The organism is Sinorhizobium sp. P24N7 (genome assembly GCF_042436655.1).
In the GTDB taxonomy this organism is placed as follows: Bacteria; Pseudomonadota; Alphaproteobacteria; order Rhizobiales; family Rhizobiaceae; genus Sinorhizobium; species Sinorhizobium meliloti_A.
Genome location: NZ_JBHMIW010000016.1, coordinates 71020 through 94278, shown reverse-complemented (window position 1 = coordinate 94278; position 23259 = coordinate 71020). Strand labels below are relative to the sequence as shown.

Below are 23259 nucleotides of genomic sequence, written 5' to 3'. Positions count from 1 at the left end.
CTATTTTTCGATCCGAAGACCGAGCAGGGCTTCGACCGAGGCCATGGCGATGCCGACCAGTTCGCCCTCGCGAAAGAGATCTCCGGCGAGACAGCCTTCGACCCATAGCCCGTCCACGAGGCCGTTGATCGCGATTGCGTAGCGGCGGCACTCCTCGGGACCGGCGGGCCGGCCCTTCGCCGCAAGAAAATCGCTGAGCAACTCCTGCAACGCGTTGCGGAAGGCGAGGTAGCCATCGCGATGGATTTCTGAGAGCACCGGATCGACTCGCACCTGGCTGATGAAAGCGGCCCAGAGAGAGATGCTGCGGCTGTCGGCGACCGGTTCGGTCAGATTGATGGCGATGAAATCCTTGAGACGCGTCGCCGGATCGCCCTCGACGTTCTTCGCCTTCTCCGTGAGAGAGGCGATGACGGCGCGGTATGCCTCCGCAACCATCTGGTCTTTGGATTCGAAATAATGACGGACGAGCCCGGCGGTAACGCCGGCGCGAACGGCGATCTGGCGCACGGTCGCACCCTTGAGGCCGAATTCCGAAATGCAGTCCAGCGTCGCCTCGATCAGTTCCTGGCGCCGCTCGCCCTCGGGGGCGCGATAGAAGCTGCGCCGGTTCACCGCGTGCCCCGCGCCGTGCCGTTCAGCCAGATCGTCATTGCCTGCGAACCGGTTGGGCTCATGCGTTGCTCCCGGGAATGACCGTTGTTGCGAGGAGCGTCAGAAAATCGACGCGGGTGTTATTATACGCTTGAATAATAGCGACACAAGTGCAACGATGCCCTCCAGAAACAGCGTGACAAGCCGAAGATGCTGCACGAGAGAACGACCAGGGGAACTGTTTTTATGGCTTCAACGAACGTTCCGCGAACGAGAGGAGCCGCGCGCCGATGACGGATGCGGCCCAGGCAATCGCGGTTACCGACCTCCACAAGCGTTTCGGGCCATTGGAAGTGCTGAAGGGCGTATCGCTGAGCGCGCAGCAGGGCGACGTCATCGCGATCATCGGCGGCAGCGGTTCCGGCAAATCCACGCTTCTCCGTTGCATCAACATGTTGGAACTGCCCTCGGCCGGCCAGATCAGCGTGCACGGAGAAGAGATCCGCATGAAGCCGGACGGACACGGCGGATTGATGCCGGCCGACCGCAAGCAGGTCCAGCGGATCCGCACCCAGCTCGGCATGGTTTTTCAAAGCTTCAATCTCTGGCAGCACATGACAATTCTCCAGAATGTCATCGAGGCGCCGGTGCACGTACTCGGTAAAACGAAGGCCGAAGCGGTTGAGACGGCCGAGGCGCTGCTCCGCCGGGTCGGCCTTTACGAGAAGCGGGATGCCTATCCGGCCTTCCTGTCCGGCGGCCAGCAGCAACGCGCCGCCATTGCCCGGGCGCTTGCGATCCAGCCGCTGGTCATGCTCTTCGACGAGCCGACCTCTGCGCTCGATCCGGAACTCGTCGGCGAAGTGCTTTCGGTCATCGGCGATCTGGCGCGGGAAAAGCGGACGATGGTGCTCGTGACCCATGAGATGAAATTCGCGCGTGACGTCGCCACTCACATCGTTTTCCTGCACAACGGCGTGATCGAGGAACAGGGTCCGCCAGAGGCGATCTTCGGCGCTCCGAAATCCGAAAGGCTCAAGAAGTTCATCAGCTCCATTCACTGAATTCCGCAATGCTCAACAACCAAAAAGGGAACGGCATGAAGAAGACATTGAAACTCGTGGCGCTCGCCGCCGCCCTGGCCATCACGGGTGCGGCCGCCGCCTCGGCCCAACAGGTCAAGGTGGGAATTGCGGCGGAGCCTTATCCGCCCTTCACTTCGCCTGACGCCAGCGGTAACTGGCAAGGCTGGGAGATCGAGTTCATGAAGGCCATGTGCGCCGAGGCCAAGCTCGATTGTGTCGTCACCCCGGTTGCCTGGGACGGCATCATTCCGGCGCTGACCTCCAAGAAGATCGACATGATCATCGGCTCGATGTCGATCACCGCGGAGCGGCTGAAGACCATCGACTTCTCCGACAAGTACTACAATACGCCGACCGGCATCATCGGCGCCAAGGGCGACGACATCAAGCCGACGCCGGAGGGTCTCGCCGGCAAGACGATCGGGGTGCAGGTGTCGACCGTGCACCAGGCCTATGCCGTGAAACACTTTGCGCCGGCCGGCGTCGAAGTGAAGGAATATCAGACGCAGGACGAGGCGAACCAGGATCTCGCCGCCGGCCGCGTCGATGCCGTCCAGGCTGACGCGATCGCCCTCGATGCCTTCCTGAAAAGCGACCAGGGCAAGCAGTGTTGCGATTACAAGGGCGAGGTCGCCGAGGACGTCGACGTCATCGGGCCCGGCGTCGGCGTAGGGTTGCGCAAGGGAGAGACGGAACTGAAGGAAAAGATCAACGCGGCGATCAAGGCGATCCGCGAGAACGGCACCTACGACGCCTTCTCGAAGAAATACTTCGACTTCGACATCTACGGCGGATAACCGCAAGCGGCCGGCGGTCCGGGCGATCGCCGGCCTGAATTCGTGTTCGAGCGGGATGCGGATTGCAGACATTGTCCGTGATCCCGCTCTGTTTAAGAGGCTGCCGTGCTCGGTGATTCCTTTATCAACTGGAGCCTGCTTTCGCTCTCGGCGCCCGGCTGGGGCGGCGTCCTGCTGCAGGGTTTCCTCAGCTCGATCGAGATCGCAGTCGGCGGCTATGCGCTCGGGCTCGCACTCGGTATCGGCGGGGCCTTCGGCAAGCTCTATGGCGGGCCGGTGCTTCGCGATCTTCTGGAGTGTTACACGACGGTGGTTCGCGCGGTGCCCGAACTGGTACTCATCCTGCTTCTCTACTATGCCGGCACCGATCTTCTGAACCAGTTCCTGGGCGCCATCGGGGTCGGAGCCGTCGATATCAGCGGGCTCGTGGCCGGCATCTTCGTGATCGGGGTCGTGCAGGGCGCCTATTCGACGGAGGTGCTTCGCGGAGCGATCAAGGCGGTTCCCGCCGGTCAGATCGAGGCGGCGCGTGCTTACGGCATGTCGCCGCTCCTGGTGCTGCGGCGCATCACGCTTCCGGCGATGCTGCCCTATGCCATCCCCGGGCTTGCCAATCTGTGGCTGATCGCCACCAAGGACACGGCTTTGCTCGCTGTCGTCGGTTTCAGCGAGCTGACGCTGGTCACCCGGCAGGCGGCAGGCGCCACCAAGGCCTATCTCCTCTTCTTCTGCGCCGCCGGCGCGCTCTATCTGACGCTGACGCTCGTTTCCAATGTCTTCATCGGCATGGTCGAACGCCGTGCGCGACGCGGCTTCGCGGAGCAACGATGACCGACGCAACCACCCACGCGCTCGCATACACGCCGGAAGACCTCCCGAGAAAGGAGAGTTTCCTCAAACCCCATCGCATCGTGCTGATGCTTCTCTTCGCGGCGCTCGTGGTGGCGGTCGCGGTCTTCATGCGCTGGGACTGGCTGCCGCGCTACCTGCCGAGGCTCGGCTCCGGCATTCTCGTAAGCTTGGCGATGCTCTTCAGCACCGCGATCCTCGGCTTCCTCCTGGCCGTGCCGCTCGGCCTCGCCCAGGTGACCGGCCCCTGGTTCTTCAAGGCTCCAGCCCGCATCTTTTGTACCGTCATCCGCGGTACGCCGCTGCTGCTGCAGCTATGGCTTCTCTATTACGGGCTCGGCTCGCTCTTTCCGCAGTTCCCCGCAATCCGGCAATCCTTTCTCTGGCCGTATCTGCGCGAGGCATGGCCCTATGGCGTAGCGGCGCTCACGGTATCCTTCGCCGCCTATGAGGGCGAGGTCATGCGCGGCGCGTTCGCCGGCGTGCCGTCCGGGGAGCTGGAGGCCGCCCGTGCCTACGGCATGGGCCGCTGGACGATGTTCCGGCGCATCTGGCTGCCGCGGGCGATCCACCGCGCGCTGCCCACCCTCAACGGCGAGACCGTGCTGCAGTTGAAATCCACGCCGCTCGTCGCGACAATCACCGTCGTCGACGTCTATGCGGTGATCTCGAAGGTGCGGCAGGAAACCTACCTGACCTATGAGCCGCTCCTGCTGCTCGCGGCGATCTACATGTGCCTGACGGCCATCCTGGTCGTGGCCTTCCGTTACTTCGAAAACCGCATACCCACCCGTGGTGCCTGACATGAAGCTTTCCGCCTCCATCGACAATGCCATGCCGGAACTCGTCGCCATCCGGCGCGATCTGCACGCCCATCCCGAACTTGGGCTCGAAGAAACGCGGACATCCGCCTTCATCGCCCGCCATCTTGAAGCACTCGGCTATGAGGTGACGACGGGCCTGGCGAAGACAGGCGTGGTCGGCACGCTGAGATCCGGCACCGGGTCGCGCTCGATCGGCATCCGCGCCGATATCGATGCGCTGCCGATCCAGGAGGAAACCGGGGCCGCCTATGCAAGCACGAAGCCGGGCTTGATGCATGCCTGCGGTCATGACGGCCATACGACGATGCTGCTCGGCGCGGCCCGTGCGCTTGCCGAGCGAAAGAATTTCGACGGTACGATCCACCTCATCTTCCAGCCGGCGGAGGAGAATGCGGGCGGTGCGAAAATCTTGGTCGACGAGGGTCTCTTCGACAAATTTCCCTGCGATGCCGTGTTCGCGCTCCACAACGAACCGAACCTGCCCTTCGGCCAGTTCGCTCTGCGCGAGGGCCCGATCATGGCGGCGGTCGACGAGGCGCGGATCACCGTTCACGGCTGCGGCGGCCACGGCGCCGAACCGCAGGAGACCGCCGATCCTATCGTTTGCGGCGCCAGCATGGTCATGGCGCTGCAAACCATCGTCGCACGCAACATCCATCCGATGGACCCCTCCGTCGTGACCGTCGGCGCGTTCCACGCCGGCTCCGCCAGCAACATCATTCCGGAGCGCGCAGAGATCGTCGTCGGCATACGCTCCTTCGATCCGGGTGTCCGCGACGAGCTCGAACGCCGCATCCGGATGATCGCCGAGGCTCAAGCGGCAAGCTTCGGCATGCGCGCAACCGTCGATTACGAGCGAAGCTACGATGCGACGATCAACCACAAGGCGGAGACGGATTTCCTCCGCGAGGCCGCCATCCGCTTCGCAGGCGCCGACAAGGTCGTCGATCTCGCCCGGCCGTTCATGGGAAGCGAGGACTTCGCCTATATGCTCAAGGAAAGGCCCGGCAGCTATTTCTTCCTGGGCTCGCGGGTGACAGGCGAGGAAAAATCGCTCCACCACCCCGGCTATGATTTCAACGACGATCTGCTGCCTATCGGCGCTGCCTTCTGGACCGAGCTCGCCGAGGCCTACCTCGCGCGCCGGTGATTTCTCGGAGTGCTTTCCTCTCAACCCTGTTCACGTCACAGGGATGAGGCCAGAGAGCGAGACACGGCAGGCTGCTTAGAGGACGCTGTCGCACGCGGGGCCCTGATGGGCACCGCTTCAAAGTGCCGCGGGCGAACGATTGCCGCAGTGTGACAACGTGACGATCCGCCCGTCATTGACCTTTGGCAATATTGCGTCAGATTCAATCACACGATGCAGATCGCAAATGCCGGACGCCGTTCGCGTCTGAGCTTGCGGTTTCCGCCCGAAAGGATCAGCGCCGTGTTCGAAGCCTTTGACGCAACTGTCCTTGCACGCATACAGTTCGCCTTCACCGTCTCCTTCCACATAATCTTCCCGGCCTTCTCCATCGGGCTTGCCAGCTATCTGGCCGTTCTCGAAGCGCTCTGGCTCTGGAAGAAGGACGAGGTCTATCTGGAGCTCTTCAACTTCTGGAAGACGATCTTCGCCGTCGCTTTCGGCATGGGCGTCGTCTCCGGCATCGTCATGTCCTACCAGTTCGGCACCAACTGGAGCGTGTTTTCCGACAAGGCCGGGCCGGTAATCGGGCCGTTAATGGGCTACGAGGTGCTGACCGCCTTCTTCCTGGAAGCGGGGTTTCTCGGCGTCATGCTTTTCGGCCTCAACCGGGTCGGCCCGAAGCTGCATTTTTTCGCAACCGCCATGGTCGCGCTCGGCACCCTGATCTCGGCCACCTGGATCCTCGCGGTGAACTCCTGGATGCAGACGCCCGCCGGCTTCTCCGTCAACGAGGCCGGGCAGTACATTCCCGACGACTGGTGGGCGGTCATCTTCAATCCATCTTTCCCGTATCGGCTGACGCACATGGTGCTCGCCGCCTATCTGACGACGGCCTTCGTCGTCGGCGCCTGCGGGGCTTGGCACCTCCTGCGCAAGACCGCGCCGCGGCGCGCCCGCACGATGTTCTCAATGGCCATGTGGATGGCGGCGATCGTCGCGCCGATCCAGATCTTCGCCGGCGACCAGCACGGACTCAACACGCTCGAACATCAGCCGGCAAAGGTAATGGCGATGGAAGGGCATTATCAAAGCCATCCGGAAGGCGCGCCGCTGATCCTCTTCGGCATGCCGAACTCCGCCGAGAAGCGCGTCGACTACGCGCTCGAGATCCCGAAGCTTTCGAGCCTGATCCTCAAGCACTCGCTCGACGCGCCCCTTGCCGGTCTCGACACCATACCAGAGGACCGGCACCCGCCGGTCGCCATCGTCTTCTGGTCGTTTCGCGTGATGGTGGCGATTGGCTTCGCCATGCTCGGTCTCGGCCTCTGGAGCCTCTGGTGTCGGCTGCGCGGCACGCTCGACACGAATGCCGCGCTCCACCGCGCGGCGGTGCTCATGGGCCCGGCTGGCTTCGTGGCGGTGCTTGCCGGCTGGATCACCACGGAGGTCGGGCGGCAGCCCTACACGATCTATGGGCACCTTTTGACGGCGGACTCGATCTCCCCGATCGCAGCGCCGGCTGTGGGCGCCTCGCTCGTCGCCTTCATCATCGTCTATTTTCTCGTTTTCGGCGCCGGCACCTTCTACATCCTGCGGCTGATGGCACGCCTTCCGCGCGATGCGAGGCCGGAACTCGACGAAGGACCCTTGCGCACGGCCGGAGTGACGCCCGGGCCGGCAACAGCCAACCAGGGAGGCCATCATGGCCATTGATCTGCCACTGATCTGGGCCGCGATCATCGCCTTTGCGGTGCTTGCCTATGTCGTTCTCGACGGCTTCGACCTCGGCGTCGGGATATTGTTTCCGTTTTTCCCCGAAAAGCATGACCGCGACGTCATGATGAACTCCGTGGCCCCCGTATGGGACGGCAATGAAACCTGGCTCGTGCTCGGCGGCGGAGGGTTGCTCGCCGTATTTCCGCTCGCCTATGCGACGATCCTGCCCGCACTTTACGCGCCCATCATCGCCATGCTGATCGGCCTCATCTTCCGCGGCGTGGCCTTCGAGTACCGCTGGCGCACGCAGCGTGGCGAATTCCTGTGGAACTGGGCCTTTGCGGGCGGCTCGATGCTCGCTGCCTTCGCGCAAGGCCTGGCGCTCGGGGCTCTCGTGCAGGGCATCCCGGTCGAGAACCGGGCCTATGTCGGCGGCTGGTGGGACTGGCTGACGCCGTTTTCAATCGCGACCGGGGTGGCGATCGTGATCGGCTATGCGCTTCTCGGAGCGACCTGGCTGGTCATGAAGACCCGTGGCGAGCTCGCCGAACGCGCGCGCGGCGTCGCGCTTCGAACCGCTCTCGCCACGGTTGCGGCAATGGGCGTCGTCAGCCTCTGGACGCCGTTTCTCGAGCCGGTCTATCTGGAGCGCTGGTTCGGATGGCCGACGGCGATCTTCAGCGTCATTGTGCCGCTGCTCGTCCTCGGCTGCCTTTACCTTCTTCTCAAGGGCATCCGCGACCGGCACGATGTCCAGCCCTTCATCGCCGCGCTCGGCCTGTTCGTACTCGGCTATATCGGCATCGGCATCAGCTTCTATCCCTTCATGGTGCCGCCTTCGCTGACGATCTGGGATGCCGCCGCGCCGGACGAGAGCCTCGCCTTCCTGCTCGTCGGCGCGCTTGTGCTGGTGCCGATGATTCTCGCCTATACCGCCTATGCCTACTGGGTGTTCCGCGGCAAGGTCGATCCGGAGGAGGGCTATCATTGACGCGCTCCAGCGGCACTGCCCGCAAGCTTCTCTGGTTCGTGGGCCTATGGGCCGCCGGCGTCGCGGCGGTCAGCATTGTCGGTCTTGCGATCAAGCTTGCTCTCGGCGCGTGAAACCCCCGCTCGCAGCGGAGCCGTCACGCTGCGTCGGTTTAACCCCTTCTCAGCCGGCTCCCCCTTTGCTAGCAGTTCGGCGCTATCAAATGGGGCGGCCTCCGCTCCGCGAGGATCCGACATGCAGAAAACACCGGCAGAATGCACGACGATGGACGATATACGTGCGGAGATCGACCGCCTCGACCGCGCCTTGATGACGCTTTTCGCCGAACGCTGGGGCTATATCGAGCGCGCCGCGGAGATCAAACGCCCGCTCAACCTCAAGGCGGACATCCCGGCACGGGTGGCGGAGGTGAAGGAAAACGCGCGCAGGAACGCGGTCGAGCTCGGCCTCGATCCGGACTTCTACGAACGATTCTGGGCACAACTCGTCGAACGCGCCATTGCGCACGAGCGGAAACTGCTCGGAGAGGACCACCCCTGAAGCTTCACGCAAAGGCTCATCCGTTCGCGATCAACCGCTCGTCCTGTTCCTCGTCGAAGCTGTTCTTGCGGCCGAGATGGCTTTCCCAGTCGAAGGCGCTCCGGACGATATGCTCGAGGCTCGCATGCGTCGGGACCCAGTCGAGCTTCAGCCGGGCTACGGAAGAGTCGGCGACTATTTGCGCCGGATCGCCCGGGCGCCGGGGCGCGTAGTCCACCATAAAATCGCGGCCGGAGACCTGGCGCACAGTATCGAGCACCTGCAGCACCGAGAAGCCGTGGCCGTAACCGCAATTGGCAACCAACGGTTCACCGTCAGCCCGCAGATAGGCGAGCGCGCTCCTGTGTGCCGCCACGAGATCGCTCACATGGATATAGTCTCTGACGCCGGTACCGTCCGCCGTCGGATAGTCCGTGCCCAGGACATCGACCTTCCGGCGCCTCCCGAGCGCCGCCTCGCAGGCGACCTTGATCAGATGCGTCGCGCCGAAGGTGGACTGCCCGGCGCGGCCGAGCGGGTCGGCCCCGGCCACGTTGAAATAGCGCAACGCGACAAAACGGAAATCATGCGCGGCCGCGGCGTCCTGCAGCATCATCTCCGACATCAGCTTGGAGCGGCCGTAGGGACTCTGGGGCCGCAGGGCGGCGGTCTCGCCGACCGGGTCGGACGTATCCTGGGTTCCATAGACGGCGGCGGTCGAAGAAAAGACGAAATGGCGAACGCCGGCCTCGATGGTTGCGGCAATGAGCGTGCGCGTATTGGCCGTATTGTTTTCATAATAGGCAAGCGGGTTGGCGACGGATTCCGGTACGACGGCCGAGCCCGCAAAATGGACGACCGAGTCGATGTCGTTCTCGGCAAAGACCCGCTGGAGCAGCGCCCGGTCACCGACATCGCCGAAGTAGAAGCGCGCCTCCGGTGCGACCGCCCAGCGAAATCCAGTCGACAGGCAGTCGAGCACCACCACCGCTTCGCCGCCGTCGAGCAGCGACCATACCATGTGGCTGCCGATATAACCTGCTCCGCCTGTTACCAATACGGCCATTTCCCGTCCCCTGCCCTCTGCATATGCGGGATCAGAAAAGACGCGTTCGCGTTTCAGAAATTCTAAATCGGGGCGCTGTTCGCCGGCACGCAGCGGCTATTCTCGGTGGGGTGGTTAAGGGTCCGCCGCACCGATCGCTCGGATTTTACCGATTGGCCGTACCGTCGCCGAAAATAGCCCGTCAGCGGCTGAGGATGTAGCGCTGCAAGCGCTCCGCGGCCTCGGCGATCTGGAGCGGATCACGCAGGAAGCAGGCGCGCATGAAAAGCGCTCCGCCCTCGCCGAAGGCCGTCCCCGGCGCCAGACCGACGCCGGTCCGGTCGACGAGGTCGAGCGCCGCGGCCCGCGAGTCGGTGACGCCGTCGATCTTCAGGAAGGCGTAGAGCGCGCCATCGGGTTTCAGCGTTTCGACGCGGTTGGTCGCGATCAGCGCGTCGCAGAGCGTATCGCGGTTGCGCTTCGCCTTGGCAATGTTCTCGTCGACGAAGCCGTCGCCTTCATCGAGCGCGGCGACTGCCCCGCGCTGCATGAACTGCGCGACACCGGAGGTCGAATACTGGATGAGATTTTCGAGCACCTGCCCCATCGCCGGCGGCGCGACGATCCACCCGACACGCCAGCCGGTCATGGACCAGTTCTTGGAAAAGGAATTGACGAAGAGGATGCGGTCATCCTCCTCCATCACGTCGAGGAAGGACGGCGCCCGGCCCCCGAGATAATAGTAGAGCGCGTAGATCTCGTCGGCGATGATCCAGAGTCCATGTTTACGCGCGAGCGCCAGAATGGCCCTGAGATCCTCGTAAGTGGCGGTCCAACCGGTGGGGTTGGACGGCGTGTTGATGAACAGCGCCCGCGTCCTCTCCCCGATCGCCGCCTGAAGACGTTCGGGATCGAGCTGCCATTTGCCGCCTTCGAATTGCAATGGAACGGCGACCGGGCGAACGCCGGAGAGGTCCGCAGCAGCCGCGAAATTCGGCCAGGCGGGCGTCAGCAGAACCACCTCGTCGCCGGGAGAGCCTACCGCCTCGATCGCAAGCTTGATCGCCTGCATTCCCGAACCGGTAACATAGAAATTCTCGGGCGAAAGCGCCTTCTGGAACCGGCGCTGGTAATAGCGGACCAGCGCCTCGCGCAGCGGCGGGATGCCGCGCTGCCAGGTGTAGAAGGTCTCGCCGGCCATCAACGCGTCGGCCGCCGCGCGACTGACGAAATCCGGCGTCGGCAGATCACCTTCGCCGACCCAGAGCGGGATCAGTCCTTCGCGCCCGCGCGCATAGTTGACCACTTCGACGATGCCGCTTTCGGGCGCTGCCGTCGCGCGGGGGCTGAGACTGGTCATGATCGTCATCGGCGGGCTCCTGATTGCCCGCCGTTTCTAGACGCTTTGGCGTCGGCGATCACGCGAATTTCTCTGACCTGTTTATCGAATTTTGTGATGTTTCCATCACTCGGCGGCACCGAGCCGCCGCGTGATCCGCGTCTCAGGCGCGCTGCTTCAGGAGATCGCGAATTTCCGAGAGAAGCAGGATGTCCTGCGGCGGAGGTGCGGACGGGGGCGGCGCCTTATCCCTTTCCACCGACGCACGCGCGCGATTCACGAGCTTGATCAGCAGGAAGATGATCCAGGCGAGGATCAGGAAGTTGATGAGCACCGTGATGAAATTGCCATAGGCAAAGACCGCGCCCTGTTCGCGTGCGGCTGCGAGCGTCGGCGCGGTAACACTGGCGGAGAGCGGCAGGAAATAGTTGGAGAAGTCGAAGCCGCCGCCGGTGATCGCTCCCACGACCGGCATGACGAGGTCGTTGACGACCGAATCGACGATCTTGCTAAAGGCCGCACCGATGATCACGCCGACCGCAAGGTCCATGACGTTGCCGCGGGCGATAAACTCCTTGAATTCGTTCAGCATGCCTCTCTCCTCGAAATACCCCCGAACGTCCACCCGCACCTGTCTTGCGCGGCAACCGCCGGTAGGAATCTAGACCAAAGCCCCGCGTGAGGAAATCGCACTCCTTGCATTTGGTCAAGCGCTGCGGATATCGGCGCGTTATCTTGAACTTAAGACTGATGCACCGCCGATTTCCAACCAAATGGACTTGCCCTATGCTGGCAGCGGAGGAGTGAGGCATGCTTTCGGGTTCGGTCATTTTTGCCTCGGCCTTCGCCTATCTGTTGCTGCTCTTCGCAGTTGCAAGCTATGGCGACCGGCGAGCCAGACGAAACAAGATTGCCGAGAAGGGCAGGCCGCTCGTCTATGCGCTGAGCCTGGCGATCTACTGCACCTCCTGGACCTATTTCGGCGGCGTCGGCCTTGCGGCGGAGCGCGGACTCGAATTCACCGGCATCTACATCGGTCCGATCCTGATGTTCACGTTCGGCATGCCGCTGATTCGCCGCATCGTCCGGCTCGCCAAGACCGAAAAGCTAACCTCCGTCGCCGATTTCGTGGCTGCGCGCTACGGCAAGAACCCGGCCGTTGCGGCAATCGTCGCGCTGATCTCGCTCGTCGGGGCCATTCCCTATATCGCATTGCAACTCAAGGCGGTGTCGAGTTCGGTCGCCACGATGATCGACACCAGCGACTACGGCATAGGCTCGGGCGAGAACTTCGTCGACCTGCCGCTTCTGGTCACGCTCTTTCTCGCCTGTTTCGCGATCGTCTTCGGTACACGCCACACGGATGCGACGGAACACCAGGACGGCCTGATCCTCGCGATCGCGATGGAATCGGTCGTCAAGCTCGTGGCGATGCTCACGGTGGGCATCTATATCGTCTTCTTCCTGTTCGGCGGGCCTGCAAATCTATGGGCAGAAGCGCAGCAGAGTCCCACGGTGCTCGCCGCGCTCGAATACCAGACGCCGGTCGCGCGCTGGATTCTGATGATCGCGCTTTCCGCCTTCGGCATCATCATGCTTCCCCGGCAATTCCACGTGACGGTCGTGGAAAACCGCACCGATAACGAACTGCGCACGGCGGGCATCCTCTTCCCGCTCTATCTGATCGCAATCAACGCCTTCGTCCTGCCGATCGCGATCGCCGGCATCCTGACCTTCTCCGGCTCCGGCAATGCGGATCTCTATCTTCTGGCACTGCCGCTTGCCGGCGACGTGCCGCTCGTCACGCTTTTCACCTTCATCGGCGGCTTCTCCGCGGCGACCGCCATGGTCATCGTCGCTTCGGTCGCGCTCTCGATCATGGTTTCGAACGACATCGTCATGCCGGTATTCCTGCGCCGCAGGCTCGGCACGCGCGGCTCTCTCCAGGAGGACATGGCCGGTACGCTCCTCAATATCCGCCGAACGGCGATCTTCGTCGTCCTCTTCCTCGGCTACGGCTATTATCGCGCCGCCGATATCAGCGCCGGGCTTGCCTCGCTCGGACTGCTCTCCTTCGCCGCCATCGCGCAGATGGCGCCGGCGCTCCTCGGCGGTCTCGTCTGGCGGCAGGCCAATGCCCGCGGCGCGATCGCCGGGATGGTCAGCGGCTTCCTCGTCTGGGCCTATGTCCTTTTCCTGCCGAGCCTCGGCGGGCCGGACAATTCCCACATCGCCTCCACGGTGCTCAGCTTCCTGCTGCCCTTCGCCGATCTCTTCTCCGGCGCCCATTCAGACCCGCTGGTAAATGCGACGGCTCTCAGCATGCTCGTCAATGTCGCGGCCTATATCGTGGGTTCGCTGACGCGCGCGCCCAAACCCTTGGAGCGTTTCCAGGCGGGCGTCTTCATCACCCGCCGCTCACGCACCGAGCGGACCTTCCGCGGGCGCAAGACCAAGGTGACGGTGCGCGACCTCAAGACGACGATCGGCCGTTACATGGGCGAGGAGCGCATGCAGCGCTCCTTCCATACCTATGAACAGCAATCCGGCCGCTGGCTCGACGACAACGCCTCCGCCGACATGGCGCTTGTCCACTTCTCGGAACAATTGCTCGGCAGCGCGATCGGCTCGTCTTCCGCCCGGCTCGTCCTTTCACTTGTCCTGCAGCGCATGGACGACACCTCCTCCGACACCGCCTGGCTGCTCGACCAGGCAAGCGAGGCGCTCCAATACAACCAGGACATGCTGCATACGGCACTCTCGCAGATGGACCAGGGCATTGCCGTCTTCGACAACGCCAACAATCTCATCATCTGGAACCGCCGTTTCCGGGAACTCCTGGATCTCCCCGAGGCCGCCGGACAGGTGGGCTTTCCGCTGGCCGACATCGTCGCGATCCTTGCCCGCCGCGGGGATGTCCGCCAGGATGAGGAGAAGGCGTTGATCGCCAACTTCCTGACGCTCGACAAGCCGTTCCTGCTCGAACTCGAAGGCGGCGCCCGCATCCTCGAAGTCAGAAGCAATGCCATGCCCGACAAGGGCATCGTCACGACCTACACCGACATAACCCAGCGCGTCGCGGCCGACATGGCGCTCAAACAGGCGAACGAAACGCTGGAACTGCGCGTCGCCGAGCGGACGGGAGAACTCACACGCGTCAACCGCGAACTGGGCGAGGCAAGGGCCGCCGCCGAGGAGGCGAATATCGGCAAGACCCGCTTCTTTGCCGCTGCCGGTCACGACATCCTGCAGCCCTTGAACGCGGCACGGCTCTACTCCTCGTCGCTGGTCGAGCGACTCGGAGATTCCGACAACCGGGCGCTGGTGCAGAACATCGATTCATCGCTCGAATCGGTGGAAGCCATCCTCGGCGCCGTGCTCGACATTTCGCGGCTCGACACCGGTGCGATGAAGCCGCGCCTGCAATCCGTGCCGCTCGACGAATTGCTCAGGCGGATCGAGACGGACTTTGCGCCGATGGCGAGGGCGAAGGATATCGAACTCGTCATCATGCCGACATCGCTCGCGGCGCGCAGCGATCCGAACCTGCTCCGGCGCCTCGTCCAGAACCTCGTATCGAATGCCATAAAATACACACTTCGGGGCAAGGTGCTGGTGGGCGTGCGCCGGCACGGACAGACGGCCACGATCGAAGTTCTCGATTCGGGCATCGGAATTCCAACATCGAAATTCCGCACCGTCTTCAAGGAATTCGCGCGCCTCGAAGAAGGCGCGCGAACCGCGTCGGGGCTCGGCCTCGGTCTCTCCATCGTCGACCGCATCTCGCGGGTTCTCAATCACCCGGTCGGCCTGCAATCGAAGCCCGGGAAAGGCACCGGCTTCAAGGTCAGCGTGCCGCTCGACAAGAGCGCCGGCGGCAGGGTCAGACCGCAACCCGTCGCAGCGGCGAAAACGAGCGAAGCACTGGCTGGGCTGAACGTCATCTGCATCGACAACGAGCCGAAGATTCTCGAAGGCATGGCCCTGCTGCTCGGCGGCTGGGGCTGCAGCGTGACGACCGCCGAGTCGCTCGCAGCCTGCACTGAAATGGCGCCCGGCAGACTGAGCGTGCGTCCCGACGCGATCGTCGCCGACTATCACCTCGGCGACGGCACCGGTGTCGAGGCGATCGCCGCGATCCGCGGCCTCTGGCAGGAGAGTATCCCCGCACTCATGGTAACGGCCGACCGGTCACCGGAAGTGCGCGGCGCCGCCGAACGGGACGGCGTCTCGCTGCAGCACAAGCCCGTCCGCCCGGCCGCTCTGCGCGCCTGGCTCACGCAGCTTGCCGCGGCGGGACGCGCCGCGGCGGAATAGCGGCGGAATAATTGGCTTAGCTCGGGATCGCCCCTCATCCGGCCTGCCGGCCACCTTCTCCCCCAGGCGGGGCGAAGGGACAAGCCGCCGACTCCTGACGCACCCTCACCGCTCAAAAACGGGGAGAGGGTCGCGGCAGCGGGATGAGGGGCAAAAATCTCCAGCGTCGGGAGCGGCCGCTCAGGCCGCCGCGACCGTCCCCAGCTTCGATAGCTGGATCACCGCCTGTGTACGGCTGTCGACGTTGAGCTTCAGGAGGATCGCCGAGACATGCGCCTTGATCGTCGCCTCGGAGACGCCGAGTTCATAGGCGATCTGCTTGTTGAGCAGCCCCTCGGCGAGCATCGAGAGGACGCGGGACTGCTGCGGCGTCAATGTCTGCAGCCGGTGCAGCAGGTCGGCAACCTCCGGCTCGTATTCCTGGTTCTGGTCGTAACCGGCCGGGACGAACACCTCGCCGGCCATCACCTTTGCGATGCCTTCACGGATTTCCTCGATACCGGCAGATTTGGACAGGAACCCTGCCGCGCCCAGGTCGAGCGCACGATGGATGGTCGCCGGATCGTCATGGGCCGAGACTATCATCACGGGCAGGCTCGGAAACTCGGCACGCAGCGCGATCAGCCCCGAAAGCCCGCTCACGCCCGGCATCGTCAGGTCGAGCAGCATCAGATCGGCGTCCGGGTTGTCGGCCGCAGCCCTGCGCGCAGCGGCGAAATCTCCGGCCTCGACGATGGCCGGTGCGCCCGCCATGCCGCTCAGCGCCTGGCGCATTGCGCCACGAAAGAGCGGGTGGTCGTCGGCGATGATGATGGTCATTTCCGGCATGATGACGCTCCCTCCCAACAGCCTCGGCTGCCATCCTGCAGCTTTGCGCTGTGGATCTGCCGTATCATCTTATTCCCAAATGATCCCTGTTTCAGGGAACATGCGCGGCGCGTGCCCTCCAGCACGTCACCGCTCGTTTTCAGGTCTTCTGCGGCAGATTCTCACCCTCGTCGGCGGAATCGCTGCCCTTGTCCTCGAATTCCTTCACGATTCCCATGAACTTGCGCACCATTCTTTCCATGATGCTCATTGCCCGGTCAATCTCTTCATCGTCGGGTAGCGCCGGTTCGGCCGCGGTTTCACCGCTTTCCACGGCCTTTTCCAGCGCTTCGATGCGACTTGTGAGGAGGTCGAGTTCGCGCTCGAATGCGGCTCTCTCGTCGGCCGCCATCCTGCAGATGAGCTCCCCGCCCTTTTCCTGGCACAAGGTGACCTCGCCGGTCTCGGTGTCGAGCCGGGCTAATCCCGTTTCCGACTTCTGCATGCTGTAGCGGCCGGGCGAGGCTTCCTGCGCAGCCGCCGGGGCAATGAGACCGAACCCCAACCCGACTGCGAGTATTGCGACTGCCTGTCTCATGACGTTCTCTCCGTTGAATGCTTACGGAAAATCCGCCTCGATCTCATGTTGTGCGGTGGACAGGCGCCGATATTTGCGGCAAGGCCATCACTCATGCTCACGACGGATAAGCGAACAAAGATGAACGCTACCATATACAAGATCGTTCCGGCACTTCTATGGCAGGAGGCGCGGCGGACCGGCGCGTTCGCAGGCGCGCCCGTCGATCTCGCCGACGGGTTCATTCATTTTTCGACCCGGGACCAGGTCGTCGAAACCGCCTCCCGGCATTTCGAGGGTCAGGGCGACCTGCTGCTCGTTGCGGTCGACGCGCCGGCGCTGGGCGACAAACTCGTCTATGAGCCCTCTCGCGGCGGCGCGCTGTTTCCGCATCTTTACGCTCCGCTCCCGCTTGACGCCGTATTGTGGGAGAAGCCCCTGCCGCTGCGGCCGGACGGTCAGCACAGCTTCCCGGAACTCGCCCCATGATCCGCCGGTTGGAGCACCTCGCACGGCGCGGCCTCTTCCTCTTCGATCCGGAAGCGGCACACGGCCTTTCGATCAAGGCGCTGAAAGGCGGCCTGGTGCCGAGCTGCGCCGCGCCGGCGGACCCCCGGCTCGGGCAAACCGTGGCGGGCCTCGTTTTTCCCAACCCAGTCGGCATGGCCGCCGGCTATGACAAGAATGCCGAAGTCCCGGAAGCGCTGCTGAAGATCGGCTTCGGCTTTACCGAGATCGGCACGGTAACGCCGAGGCCGCAGCCGGGCAACGACAAGCCGCGGCTCTTCCGGCTCGTCGAGGACGAGGCGGTGATCAACCGGCTCGGCTTCAACAACGAGGGGCACGGGGCGGCGCTGGCGCGGCTCAAGGCCTGCTCGCGCGAGGCGCTGATCGGCGTCAATATCGGCGCCAACAAGGACAGCGCCGACCGGATCGCCGACTACGTGACAGGCATCCATACCTTCCATTCGGTGGCACGCTATTTCACCGCCAACATCTCCTCGCCCAACACGCCGGGCCTGCGCGATCTGCAGGCGCGCGAGAGTCTCTCGGCGCTGCTTTCGGCCGTGCTTTCCGCCCGGGACGATGAGGCGCGAAAAAGCGGCCGACAGGTTCCGGTCTTCCTCAAGATCGCTCCGGACCTGACCGAAGAAGGCATGGACGACATCGCAGCCGAGGTGCTGGCGCATCGTCTGGACGGGTTGATCGTTTCCAACACGACGCTTTCGCGCGAGGGTCTGAAGGACCGGCGCCAGGCCAACGAAGCCGGCGGCCTTTCCGGAAAGCCGCTCTTCGAGAAATCGACGGCAGTGCTCGCCCGGATGCGCAAGCGGGTAGGACCGCACTTGCCGATCATCGGGGTCGGCGGCGTGTGCTCGGCGGAAACCGCAGCGGAAAAGATCCGCGCCGGAGCCGATCTCGTCCAGCTTTATTCCTGCATGGTCTATGAGGGACCGGGATTGCCGGGCCGGATCGTGCGCGGCCTCTCGGCCCTTTGCGAGCGCGAGAAACTTGCCTCGATCCGCGACATCCGCGACAGCCGGCTCGACTACTGGAGCGGCCGGAACGTCTGAGCCGCCCGGCGCGGCACCATCAGCAGCAGGAAAGCGCCGCGCAGCAGCAGGAAAAGGTTGAGCGCGGCCCATAGACCGTGATTGCCGAAGGCAGGGACGAGCACGGCAAGCGCCGCCACGTAGCCGATGAAGGCGGCCAGCATCATATTGCGCATGTCGCGCGACCAGCCGGCACCGATGAAGACGCCGTCCATCAGGAAGGCGAGTGCGCCGGTCAGCGCCGTCACGGCCGCCCATGGCATATATTCATAGGCGAGCGCGCGCACGTCCGGCGCAGTCGTCAGCATGTTCACCACGGTGTTGCCGAAAGCGAGCAGGACGAGCGTGGTCGATGCGGCGAGGCCCAGCGACCACAGGGCAGTCATCCGCAGAACCCGGTCGAAAGCGGGGCGATAACCGGCACCGATCGACCGACCCGTCAGTTGCTCGGCCGCGGTGGCAAGCCCGTCGAGATAATAGCCGGCCACAAGGAAGATCGTCATCAGCACGGCGTTTGCCGCAAGCGTCACCGGCCCGAAGGACGTGCCGATCCGGGTCACGAGCGTGAAGGCGGCCAGAAGGGCGAACGAGCGGATCATGATATCGCGGTTGAGGCCGAACAGTTTCTTCAGGCGGTCGCCGGCAAAGATCATCGCCCAACCGGGCGCGTCCTTCCTGTCGAAGCGGCCGTAGACGACGGCAAAACCCGCAAGCGCGCCGATCACCTCACCCGCCACGGTGCCGATCGCGACGCCGGCCACGCCCCAGCCCAGAACGAGGCCGAGCAGGATCGAGAGTACGATATTGGTGCCGTTGATCAGCGTCTGCAGCATCAGGCCGAGCGTGCCCTCGCCGCGCCCGAGCACGAATCCGAGGATGGCGTAGTTGGCGAGGGCGGCCGGGCCGGAAAGGATGCGATAGAGGAAATAGGTTCGCGTCACCTCCGCAACCTCCGGACCGGGCCCCATAAGCCAGAGGCCGGCGGAAAGCAGGATGGGCGATATAAGCACGATGGTGCCGCCGGTGACGAGCGCGATCATGAGCGAACGCCAGAAGACCGCCTGCTGTTCGCGCCGGTCTCCCCGTCCATAGGCTTGCGCGACGAGACCCGTGGTTGCGGCACGCAGGAAATTGAAAGTGGTGAAGATGAGGTCGAACATCACCGCGCCGACCGCGAGACCTGCGAGCAGCTCTGCCTTGCCGAGCCGGCCGACGACGGCCGTGTCGACGAGGCCGAGGAGCGGCGTCGTCAGAAAGCCGAGCGTCATCGGCAGGGCGATCGAGAAGATAAGCCGGTTGGTGACCAGGAAAGGTCCGGCTTCGGGGTTGTCCGTGTCGCGTTCGAGGCTTTGCGTAGCCGTCATGATCCTGTCCCTACGGTCCGATTCCGTAGGTCACCCGGGAATCAGCTCAGCTGCAGAGCACCATGGCCCAATAGGGGCGGTTTCCGGAAGCGGAATTCTGCGCCACGGCGACGCCGAGCCCCCGGTAATTGCCGAGCATGTTTTCAAGATGCTTCGGAGAATTGAACCAGGCATCGTAGGCGCGCCCGGCGTCCTTCTGACCGACGGCGATGTTTTCGGCGGCCGGCAGCGTGACGCCCTGCCCCTTCATCCGATCGTAGAAACTGTCCCGCCAGCCGATATTGTGCCGCATCTTGCCCGCGCTCGCCATGCGTGCCGCCTGATGCATGGCCGCAACGGAAGCGACCGGGTCGCCGGAAAGCGCAGGAAGACCCCTGCCCTTGCGCAGCGTGTTGACGTAACCGAGCGTCGCTTCGGTCTGATCGCTGCCCGTACCGTTGCCCGGAGAAAGGAGGTTCGAGGTGGTGCAGCCGGTGATCAGGCCGAGGGAGGCCACGGCACCGGCACGCAGAAGCAGCCGTCTGCGGGCGACAAAGATCTGGTCGTGCATGCTTACCGTCGATAGCTGAAGAGACGCAGAATGATGAAGAGCGGAATGACGACGACCGCGCCGAGGAGCAGGTAGTCGCCCACCCGTCCGAGAGCCGCGAATCCGGTCCGCCAGAGATCGAGGAGGAAGTTGCGGATACCGTAATAGATATCTGCCGGATACCAGTCGAAGACCCTCATCACGAAGCCGACCAGGATCGACACCACCAGCAGCTTGACGAGCACGCGTAGCGGCGAGTCCCCCAAGAATTTATTTATTCCGTCCGACATCAGCGAGAACTTCTCCTGTTTCCCTTCACATAAGCCGCCATTCCCAAGCGTGCAAGGCATGACGGCCCGAGGTGCCGCTTTCAGAATCCGCTTGTATTTTGCCTTTTGCGGCGTCAGAAGCGTCCATCGCAACCAAGCCGCATCTCCATGACCTTCAACCAGCTCTCCTCCGGCGACCTGATCGCCGACCGCCGCGCCGACTACGCGAAGATGCTTGCGGAAGCGGGCGATGCGCCAGGTGCGGCGGAACTCATGGCCCAGGCGCTGGAGCTTGCCCCGGAATGGGCGGCCGGTTGGTTCCGGCTGGCGGACTATGAAGAGAAATCGGGCCGAATAGAGGCAGCCGTCGACGCGCTGCGCAATACGCTTCGGCTCAATCCGGAAGACATCTTCGGCGCCAGCCTCAAGCTCGCTTTGCTCGGCGCTACCGAGACGCCCGAACAGCCGCCGAGTGTTTACGTCGAGCGCCTTTTCGACGACTATGCCGAGCGCTTCGACCACGCGCTCGTCGAAAAGCTCGGCTACAGCGTCCCGGAGAAACTTGCGGCCCTGATCGACCGGGTGAACGGCGTCGGGCGTTTTCGCCACGTCACCGATCTCGGCTGCGGCACCGGGCTCTTCGGCGAACGTATCCGCGATCGCGCCGATTTCCTCGAGGGTTTCGATCTTTCCGCCAATATGCTCGCCAAGGCCGAAGCGAAGGGTGTCTATGACCGCCTCGCCCAGGCGGACCTTTCATTGGCTCCGGAGGATTCGGGCGTGTTCGGCGGGCTGGAACAGCGGCGTGCCGACCTCGTCAGCGCGGCGGACGTTCTGATGTATCTCGGCAATCTCGAAGGTGTCTTCGTCATCGCCGACCGCCTGCTCGCACCGGGCGGGCTCTTCGCGTTTTCCGCCGAGGATGCAGGCGGGGCCGACGGCTTCGTGCTGCGTCCGTCGCTGCGCTACGCGCATCCGGAAAGCTATATCGCCTCCCTCTGCAAAGAGAGCGGTCTATCCATAATCGCGACCGAGCGCACGACCATCCGCAGGGATGCCGGCGAGCCCGTCGCCGGGATATTATTCCTCGCGCGCAAGCCGTCTTGATGCAGCTCCCCGACGCGTGCGGCGAAAATAGGTCAGCATTGCTTACATATTTTGCTTGAATTTTTTTGTGCGCTGCAGCAATGGTGATGTCGTCGCGATCTGAGGGTCAGCCATGGCACAGGCAAGCAGCGTTTTCGGTCTCTGGAATACAAGTCCCACACGGCACACGCCCGTGGAGGACGTTCAAGGCGTCTTTTCCGGCAGCCTCGTCGCCGCCCTCGGTCTCTACTTCCTGGCGAGCGCCGGACTTCTGACCGGCAGCACCGCCGGCGTCGCCTTTCTTTTGCATTACGCCACGGGCGTGAACTTCGGTCTCACCTTCTTCCTGCTCAATCTGCCGTTCTTCTACCTGTCGCTGAAGCGGCTCGGTCCGGCCTTCACGCTCAAGACCTTCATTGCCATCGCGCTCACCTCGTTCCTGACCGACATGCAATCGCGTCTTTTCGAGATCGGGCAGATTCACCCGGGCTGGGCCGCTCTCATCGGCGGCCTACTCCTCGGATACGGTCTCCTAGCGCTCTACCGCCACCGCGCGAGCCTCGGCGGCGTGGGCATATTGGGCATCTACCTGCAGGAGCGCTTCGGCATTCGCGCCGGTCTCGTGCAACTCGCGATCGACATGATCGTTCTGGCGGCAGCATTCTTCGTGACGACGCCGACGGTCGTCATCTGGTCGGTGCTCGGCGCGGTCGTCCTCAACCTTTTCGTGGCGATCAACCACCGCGCCGACCGCTACATCGCGCTGTAACAGCCCTATCGCTTCCGGGAATTTGTAGTCTCAGTGGTTAGAGAGCGTGGTGCGGACCGAAACCCGCATACACTTTTCCTCATCCCGCTCTAAGCCGCCACGGCCGGCTCGTCGATCGGGGGCAAGGCGCGGAAGCCGACGCACAGCCGGTTCCACACGTTGATGGCGCCGATCGCGACGGTGATCTTGGTCATTTCCTCCTCGTTGAAATGCGCCTTGAGCGCCTCATAGGCGTCGTCGGGCGCACGTGTCTCGGCCACATTGGTCAGCGCCTCGGTCCAGCCGAGGACCGCCCGTTCGCGCTCGTCGAAATGCGGCGATTCGCGCCAGACACAGACGAGGTTGATCCATTGCTGGCTGAGGCCGCTGTGGCGCGCCTCCTTGGTGTGCATGTCCACGCAATAGGCGCAGCCATTGATCTGCGAGGCGCGCAGCTTGATCAGGTGGATAAGGCGGGGCTCGATTCCGGAGCCTTTGACATAGCTGTCGAGCGCGGCGACCGCCTTGTAGGCGTCCGGAGCGGCTTTCGCAAAATTCAGACGTGACTGCATGATCTTCTCCTGTTTGGCTGATTGGATGGTGGTTCACATCAGGCGGCGCTGCCCGATTTCCGTTCATGAAGGGCGAGAAAGCCGTTCGTTCGCGCCGCGATCGCCCCGTCGCGGTCGATAGCTTTCAGGTCGGCCATGATACCGGCGATGGTCACGCGCCGGAGTTCGGCGCGGTAGGCCTGCTCGGCCCTGAGCATCGCGACATTGATCGTGCACGGCGCGGCCGGCTTGCAGGAATAGGGATTGGGGCCGCGAAGGCGGATTTCGTTGCAGCGAAAGGCGGGCTCCGCCCCCTCCACTGCGAGGACGATATCGAGCAGGGTGATCTTCTCGGGCGCGCGCGCAAGCCGGTAGCCGCCCTTCGGCCCCGGCACGGCTTCGAGCAGTCCGGCCCCCGACATCGCCTGCAGATGCTTCAGCAGGTAACTGGTCGAGACGCCGTGGAACTCGGCAAGCGCTGCGGCCGACAGGGTACTGCCGGGCTGAAGACAGCTCAGCATCGTCACGCTGTGAATGGCCTGTTCGACGCCGTCGCCGAGTTTCATC

General features: G+C 63.8%; 24 protein-coding genes. 13 read left to right on the top strand and 11 right to left on the bottom strand.

The genetic code is table 11. The features are described 5' to 3' along the window. Positions 1 to 615 carry a TetR family transcriptional regulator C-terminal domain-containing protein gene (locus ACFHWW_RS25530; protein ID WP_018094152.1) on the bottom strand — a complete coding sequence of 205 codons (615 nt, stop codon included), beginning with the start codon at positions 613 to 615 and terminating at the stop codon, positions 1 to 3. Between the two features lie 269 nt (positions 616 to 884). Here ACFHWW_RS25530 and ACFHWW_RS25525 point away from each other — a divergent pair, with 269 nt between their 5' ends. The 8 genes from ACFHWW_RS25525 to ACFHWW_RS25490 all read left to right on the top strand — a co-directional run bounded on the left by ACFHWW_RS25525 (position 885) and on the right by ACFHWW_RS25490 (position 8528). Next, the gene (locus tag ACFHWW_RS25525) at positions 885 to 1658 is read left to right on the top strand and encodes an ABC transporter ATP-binding protein (RefSeq protein WP_018094151.1); all 774 of its coding nucleotides are present in this window, start codon (positions 885 to 887) and stop codon (positions 1656 to 1658) included. 35 nt (positions 1659 to 1693) lie between these two features. Next, complete coding sequence (locus ACFHWW_RS25520; protein ID WP_100670015.1) at positions 1694 to 2476, top strand: transporter substrate-binding domain-containing protein; 783 nt, start codon at positions 1694 to 1696, stop codon at positions 2474 to 2476. A gap of 105 nt (positions 2477 to 2581) precedes the next feature. Next, a complete protein-coding gene (locus tag ACFHWW_RS25515) occupies positions 2582 to 3307 on the top strand; it encodes an ABC transporter permease (RefSeq protein ID WP_018094149.1) in 726 nt (241 codons plus the stop codon). Beyond that, complete coding sequence (locus tag ACFHWW_RS25510; RefSeq protein WP_379941618.1) at positions 3304 to 4128, top strand: ABC transporter permease; 825 nt, start codon at positions 3304 to 3306, stop codon at positions 4126 to 4128. The genes ACFHWW_RS25515 and ACFHWW_RS25510 overlap by 4 nt, the downstream gene beginning before the upstream one ends. A 1-nt stretch (position 4129) precedes the next feature. Next, positions 4130 to 5299, top strand: a complete 1170-nt coding sequence (locus tag ACFHWW_RS25505; RefSeq protein WP_379941616.1) for a M20 aminoacylase family protein — start codon at positions 4130 to 4132, stop codon at positions 5297 to 5299. Positions 5300 to 5512: 213 nt separating this feature from the next. Continuing rightward, positions 5513 to 6994: a cytochrome ubiquinol oxidase subunit I gene (locus ACFHWW_RS25500; RefSeq protein WP_379941614.1), complete on the top strand. Its 1482-nt coding sequence runs from the start codon at positions 5513 to 5515 to the stop codon at positions 6992 to 6994. Continuing rightward, on the top strand, positions 6984 to 7988 hold the full coding sequence (gene cydB, locus ACFHWW_RS25495; RefSeq protein WP_018094145.1) for a cytochrome d ubiquinol oxidase subunit II: 1005 nt from the start codon (positions 6984 to 6986) through the stop codon (positions 7986 to 7988). Before ACFHWW_RS25500 ends, cydB begins: the two co-directional genes overlap by 11 nt. A 234-nt stretch (positions 7989 to 8222) precedes the next feature. Further along, entirely contained in the window at positions 8223 to 8528 is a 306-nt protein-coding gene (locus ACFHWW_RS25490) for a chorismate mutase family protein (RefSeq protein WP_100669651.1), read from the top strand. A gap of 16 nt (positions 8529 to 8544) precedes the next feature. Here the strand turns inward: ACFHWW_RS25490 and galE are convergent, their stop codons facing one another. From galE to mscL, 3 genes are all read right to left on the bottom strand, one after another. Beyond that, positions 8545 to 9573, bottom strand: a complete 1029-nt coding sequence (gene galE / locus ACFHWW_RS25485) for a UDP-glucose 4-epimerase GalE (RefSeq protein ID WP_018094143.1) — start codon at positions 9571 to 9573, stop codon at positions 8545 to 8547. Positions 9574 to 9754: 181 nt separating this feature from the next. Continuing rightward, on the bottom strand, positions 9755 to 10921 hold the full coding sequence (locus tag ACFHWW_RS25480) for a pyridoxal phosphate-dependent aminotransferase (protein WP_379941612.1): 1167 nt from the start codon (positions 10919 to 10921) through the stop codon (positions 9755 to 9757). A gap of 133 nt (positions 10922 to 11054) precedes the next feature. Next, positions 11055 to 11483, bottom strand: coding sequence for a large conductance mechanosensitive channel protein MscL (gene mscL / locus ACFHWW_RS25475; RefSeq protein ID WP_018094141.1), 429 nt, complete (start codon positions 11481 to 11483; stop codon positions 11055 to 11057). 218 nt (positions 11484 to 11701) lie between these two features. Between mscL and ACFHWW_RS25470 the strand changes: the two genes are divergently transcribed. After that, positions 11702 to 15208, top strand: a complete 3507-nt coding sequence (locus ACFHWW_RS25470) for a PAS-domain containing protein (protein ID WP_379941609.1) — start codon at positions 11702 to 11704, stop codon at positions 15206 to 15208. A gap of 180 nt (positions 15209 to 15388) precedes the next feature. Here ACFHWW_RS25470 and ACFHWW_RS25465 read toward each other — a convergent pair whose 3' ends face one another. Beyond that, positions 15389 to 16036 carry a response regulator transcription factor gene (locus ACFHWW_RS25465; RefSeq protein ID WP_029959395.1) on the bottom strand — a complete coding sequence of 216 codons (648 nt, stop codon included), beginning with the start codon at positions 16034 to 16036 and terminating at the stop codon, positions 15389 to 15391. 139 nt (positions 16037 to 16175) lie between these two features. Beyond that, positions 16176 to 16613, bottom strand: a complete 438-nt coding sequence (locus tag ACFHWW_RS25460; protein ID WP_100669655.1) for a hypothetical protein — start codon at positions 16611 to 16613, stop codon at positions 16176 to 16178. Between the two features lie 120 nt (positions 16614 to 16733). On the opposite strand from ACFHWW_RS25460, the gene ACFHWW_RS25455 reads away from it, so the two are divergent. Beyond that, a complete protein-coding gene (locus ACFHWW_RS25455; RefSeq protein ID WP_100670017.1) occupies positions 16734 to 17081 on the top strand; it encodes a DUF952 domain-containing protein in 348 nt (115 codons plus the stop codon). Continuing rightward, on the top strand, positions 17078 to 18166 hold the full coding sequence (locus ACFHWW_RS25450) for a quinone-dependent dihydroorotate dehydrogenase (RefSeq protein ID WP_100669656.1): 1089 nt from the start codon (positions 17078 to 17080) through the stop codon (positions 18164 to 18166). Before ACFHWW_RS25455 ends, ACFHWW_RS25450 begins: the two co-directional genes overlap by 4 nt. Here ACFHWW_RS25450 and ACFHWW_RS25445 read toward each other — a convergent pair. From ACFHWW_RS25445 to ACFHWW_RS25435, 3 genes are read right to left on the bottom strand one after another with little or no spacing between them, the layout of a single operon-like run. Next, a complete protein-coding gene (locus ACFHWW_RS25445) occupies positions 18142 to 19509 on the bottom strand; it encodes an MATE family efflux transporter (protein WP_100669657.1) in 1368 nt (455 codons plus the stop codon). The genes ACFHWW_RS25450 and ACFHWW_RS25445 overlap by 25 nt on opposite strands. Before the next feature lie 46 nt (positions 19510 to 19555). Continuing rightward, positions 19556 to 20059 carry a CAP domain-containing protein gene (locus ACFHWW_RS25440; RefSeq protein WP_379941604.1) on the bottom strand — a complete coding sequence of 168 codons (504 nt, stop codon included), beginning with the start codon at positions 20057 to 20059 and terminating at the stop codon, positions 19556 to 19558. 2 nt (positions 20060 to 20061) lie between these two features. Next, positions 20062 to 20328 (bottom strand): DUF6460 domain-containing protein, encoded by a 267-nt coding sequence (locus tag ACFHWW_RS25435; protein WP_379941602.1) that lies wholly within the window; start codon positions 20326 to 20328, stop codon positions 20062 to 20064. 147 nt (positions 20329 to 20475) lie between these two features. On the opposite strand from ACFHWW_RS25435, the gene ACFHWW_RS25430 reads away from it, so the two are divergent. Next, complete coding sequence (locus ACFHWW_RS25430; protein WP_379941599.1) at positions 20476 to 21414, top strand: methyltransferase; 939 nt, start codon at positions 20476 to 20478, stop codon at positions 21412 to 21414. Positions 21415 to 21526: 112 nt separating this feature from the next. After that, positions 21527 to 22162 (top strand): YitT family protein, encoded by a 636-nt coding sequence (locus ACFHWW_RS25425; RefSeq protein WP_324762855.1) that lies wholly within the window; start codon positions 21527 to 21529, stop codon positions 22160 to 22162. Positions 22163 to 22251: 89 nt separating this feature from the next. Here ACFHWW_RS25425 and ACFHWW_RS25420 read toward each other — a convergent pair whose 3' ends face one another. Together ACFHWW_RS25420 and ACFHWW_RS25415 are read right to left on the bottom strand one after the other, a co-directional pair. Further along, positions 22252 to 22713 carry a carboxymuconolactone decarboxylase family protein gene (locus ACFHWW_RS25420; protein WP_100669660.1) on the bottom strand — a complete coding sequence of 154 codons (462 nt, stop codon included), beginning with the start codon at positions 22711 to 22713 and terminating at the stop codon, positions 22252 to 22254. 38 nt (positions 22714 to 22751) lie between these two features. Continuing rightward, positions 22752 to 23258, bottom strand: coding sequence for an Rrf2 family transcriptional regulator (locus ACFHWW_RS25415; RefSeq protein WP_100670018.1), 507 nt, complete (start codon positions 23256 to 23258; stop codon positions 22752 to 22754). Position 23259 lies beyond the last annotated feature (1 nt).

Excerpts from the sequence above, each read along its gene's own strand:
- ACFHWW_RS25500 (WP_379941614.1), top strand. The coding sequence starts at position 5,513 with ATGCAGATCGCAAATGCCGGACGCCGTTCGCGTCTGAGCTTGCGGTTT.
- ACFHWW_RS25430 (WP_379941599.1), top strand. The coding sequence starts at position 20,476 with ATGACCTTCAACCAGCTCTCCTCCGGCGACCTGATCGCCGACCGCCGC.
- ACFHWW_RS25440 (WP_379941604.1), bottom strand. The coding sequence starts at position 20,059 with ATGCACGACCAGATCTTTGTCGCCCGCAGACGGCTGCTTCTGCGTGCC.
- ACFHWW_RS25445 (WP_100669657.1), bottom strand. The coding sequence starts at position 19,509 with ATGACGGCTACGCAAAGCCTCGAACGCGACACGGACAACCCCGAAGCC.
- ACFHWW_RS25460 (WP_100669655.1), bottom strand. The coding sequence starts at position 16,613 with ATGAGACAGGCAGTCGCAATACTCGCAGTCGGGTTGGGGTTCGGTCTC.
- ACFHWW_RS25470 (WP_379941609.1), top strand. The coding sequence starts at position 11,702 with ATGCTTTCGGGTTCGGTCATTTTTGCCTCGGCCTTCGCCTATCTGTTG.
- ACFHWW_RS25520 (WP_100670015.1), top strand. The coding sequence starts at position 1,694 with ATGAAGAAGACATTGAAACTCGTGGCGCTCGCCGCCGCCCTGGCCATC.
- ACFHWW_RS25525 (WP_018094151.1), top strand. The coding sequence starts at position 885 with ATGACGGATGCGGCCCAGGCAATCGCGGTTACCGACCTCCACAAGCGT.
- mscL (WP_018094141.1), bottom strand. The coding sequence starts at position 11,483 with ATGCTGAACGAATTCAAGGAGTTTATCGCCCGCGGCAACGTCATGGAC.
- ACFHWW_RS25420 (WP_100669660.1), bottom strand. The coding sequence starts at position 22,713 with ATGCAGTCACGTCTGAATTTTGCGAAAGCCGCTCCGGACGCCTACAAG.
- ACFHWW_RS25435 (WP_379941602.1), bottom strand. The coding sequence starts at position 20,328 with ATGTCGGACGGAATAAATAAATTCTTGGGGGACTCGCCGCTACGCGTG.
- ACFHWW_RS25465 (WP_029959395.1), bottom strand. The coding sequence starts at position 16,036 with ATGCCGGAAATGACCATCATCATCGCCGACGACCACCCGCTCTTTCGT.
- ACFHWW_RS25415 (WP_100670018.1), bottom strand. The coding sequence starts at position 23,258 with ATGAAACTCGGCGACGGCGTCGAACAGGCCATTCACAGCGTGACGATG.
- ACFHWW_RS25490 (WP_100669651.1), top strand. The coding sequence starts at position 8,223 with ATGCAGAAAACACCGGCAGAATGCACGACGATGGACGATATACGTGCG.
- galE (WP_018094143.1), bottom strand. The coding sequence starts at position 9,573 with ATGGCCGTATTGGTAACAGGCGGAGCAGGTTATATCGGCAGCCACATG.
- ACFHWW_RS25510 (WP_379941618.1), top strand. The coding sequence starts at position 3,304 with ATGACCGACGCAACCACCCACGCGCTCGCATACACGCCGGAAGACCTC.
- ACFHWW_RS25455 (WP_100670017.1), top strand. The coding sequence starts at position 16,734 with ATGAACGCTACCATATACAAGATCGTTCCGGCACTTCTATGGCAGGAG.
- ACFHWW_RS25450 (WP_100669656.1), top strand. The coding sequence starts at position 17,078 with ATGATCCGCCGGTTGGAGCACCTCGCACGGCGCGGCCTCTTCCTCTTC.
- cydB (WP_018094145.1), top strand. The coding sequence starts at position 6,984 with ATGGCCATTGATCTGCCACTGATCTGGGCCGCGATCATCGCCTTTGCG.
- ACFHWW_RS25480 (WP_379941612.1), bottom strand. The coding sequence starts at position 10,921 with ATGACGATCATGACCAGTCTCAGCCCCCGCGCGACGGCAGCGCCCGAA.
- ACFHWW_RS25425 (WP_324762855.1), top strand. The coding sequence starts at position 21,527 with ATGGCACAGGCAAGCAGCGTTTTCGGTCTCTGGAATACAAGTCCCACA.
- ACFHWW_RS25505 (WP_379941616.1), top strand. The coding sequence starts at position 4,130 with ATGAAGCTTTCCGCCTCCATCGACAATGCCATGCCGGAACTCGTCGCC.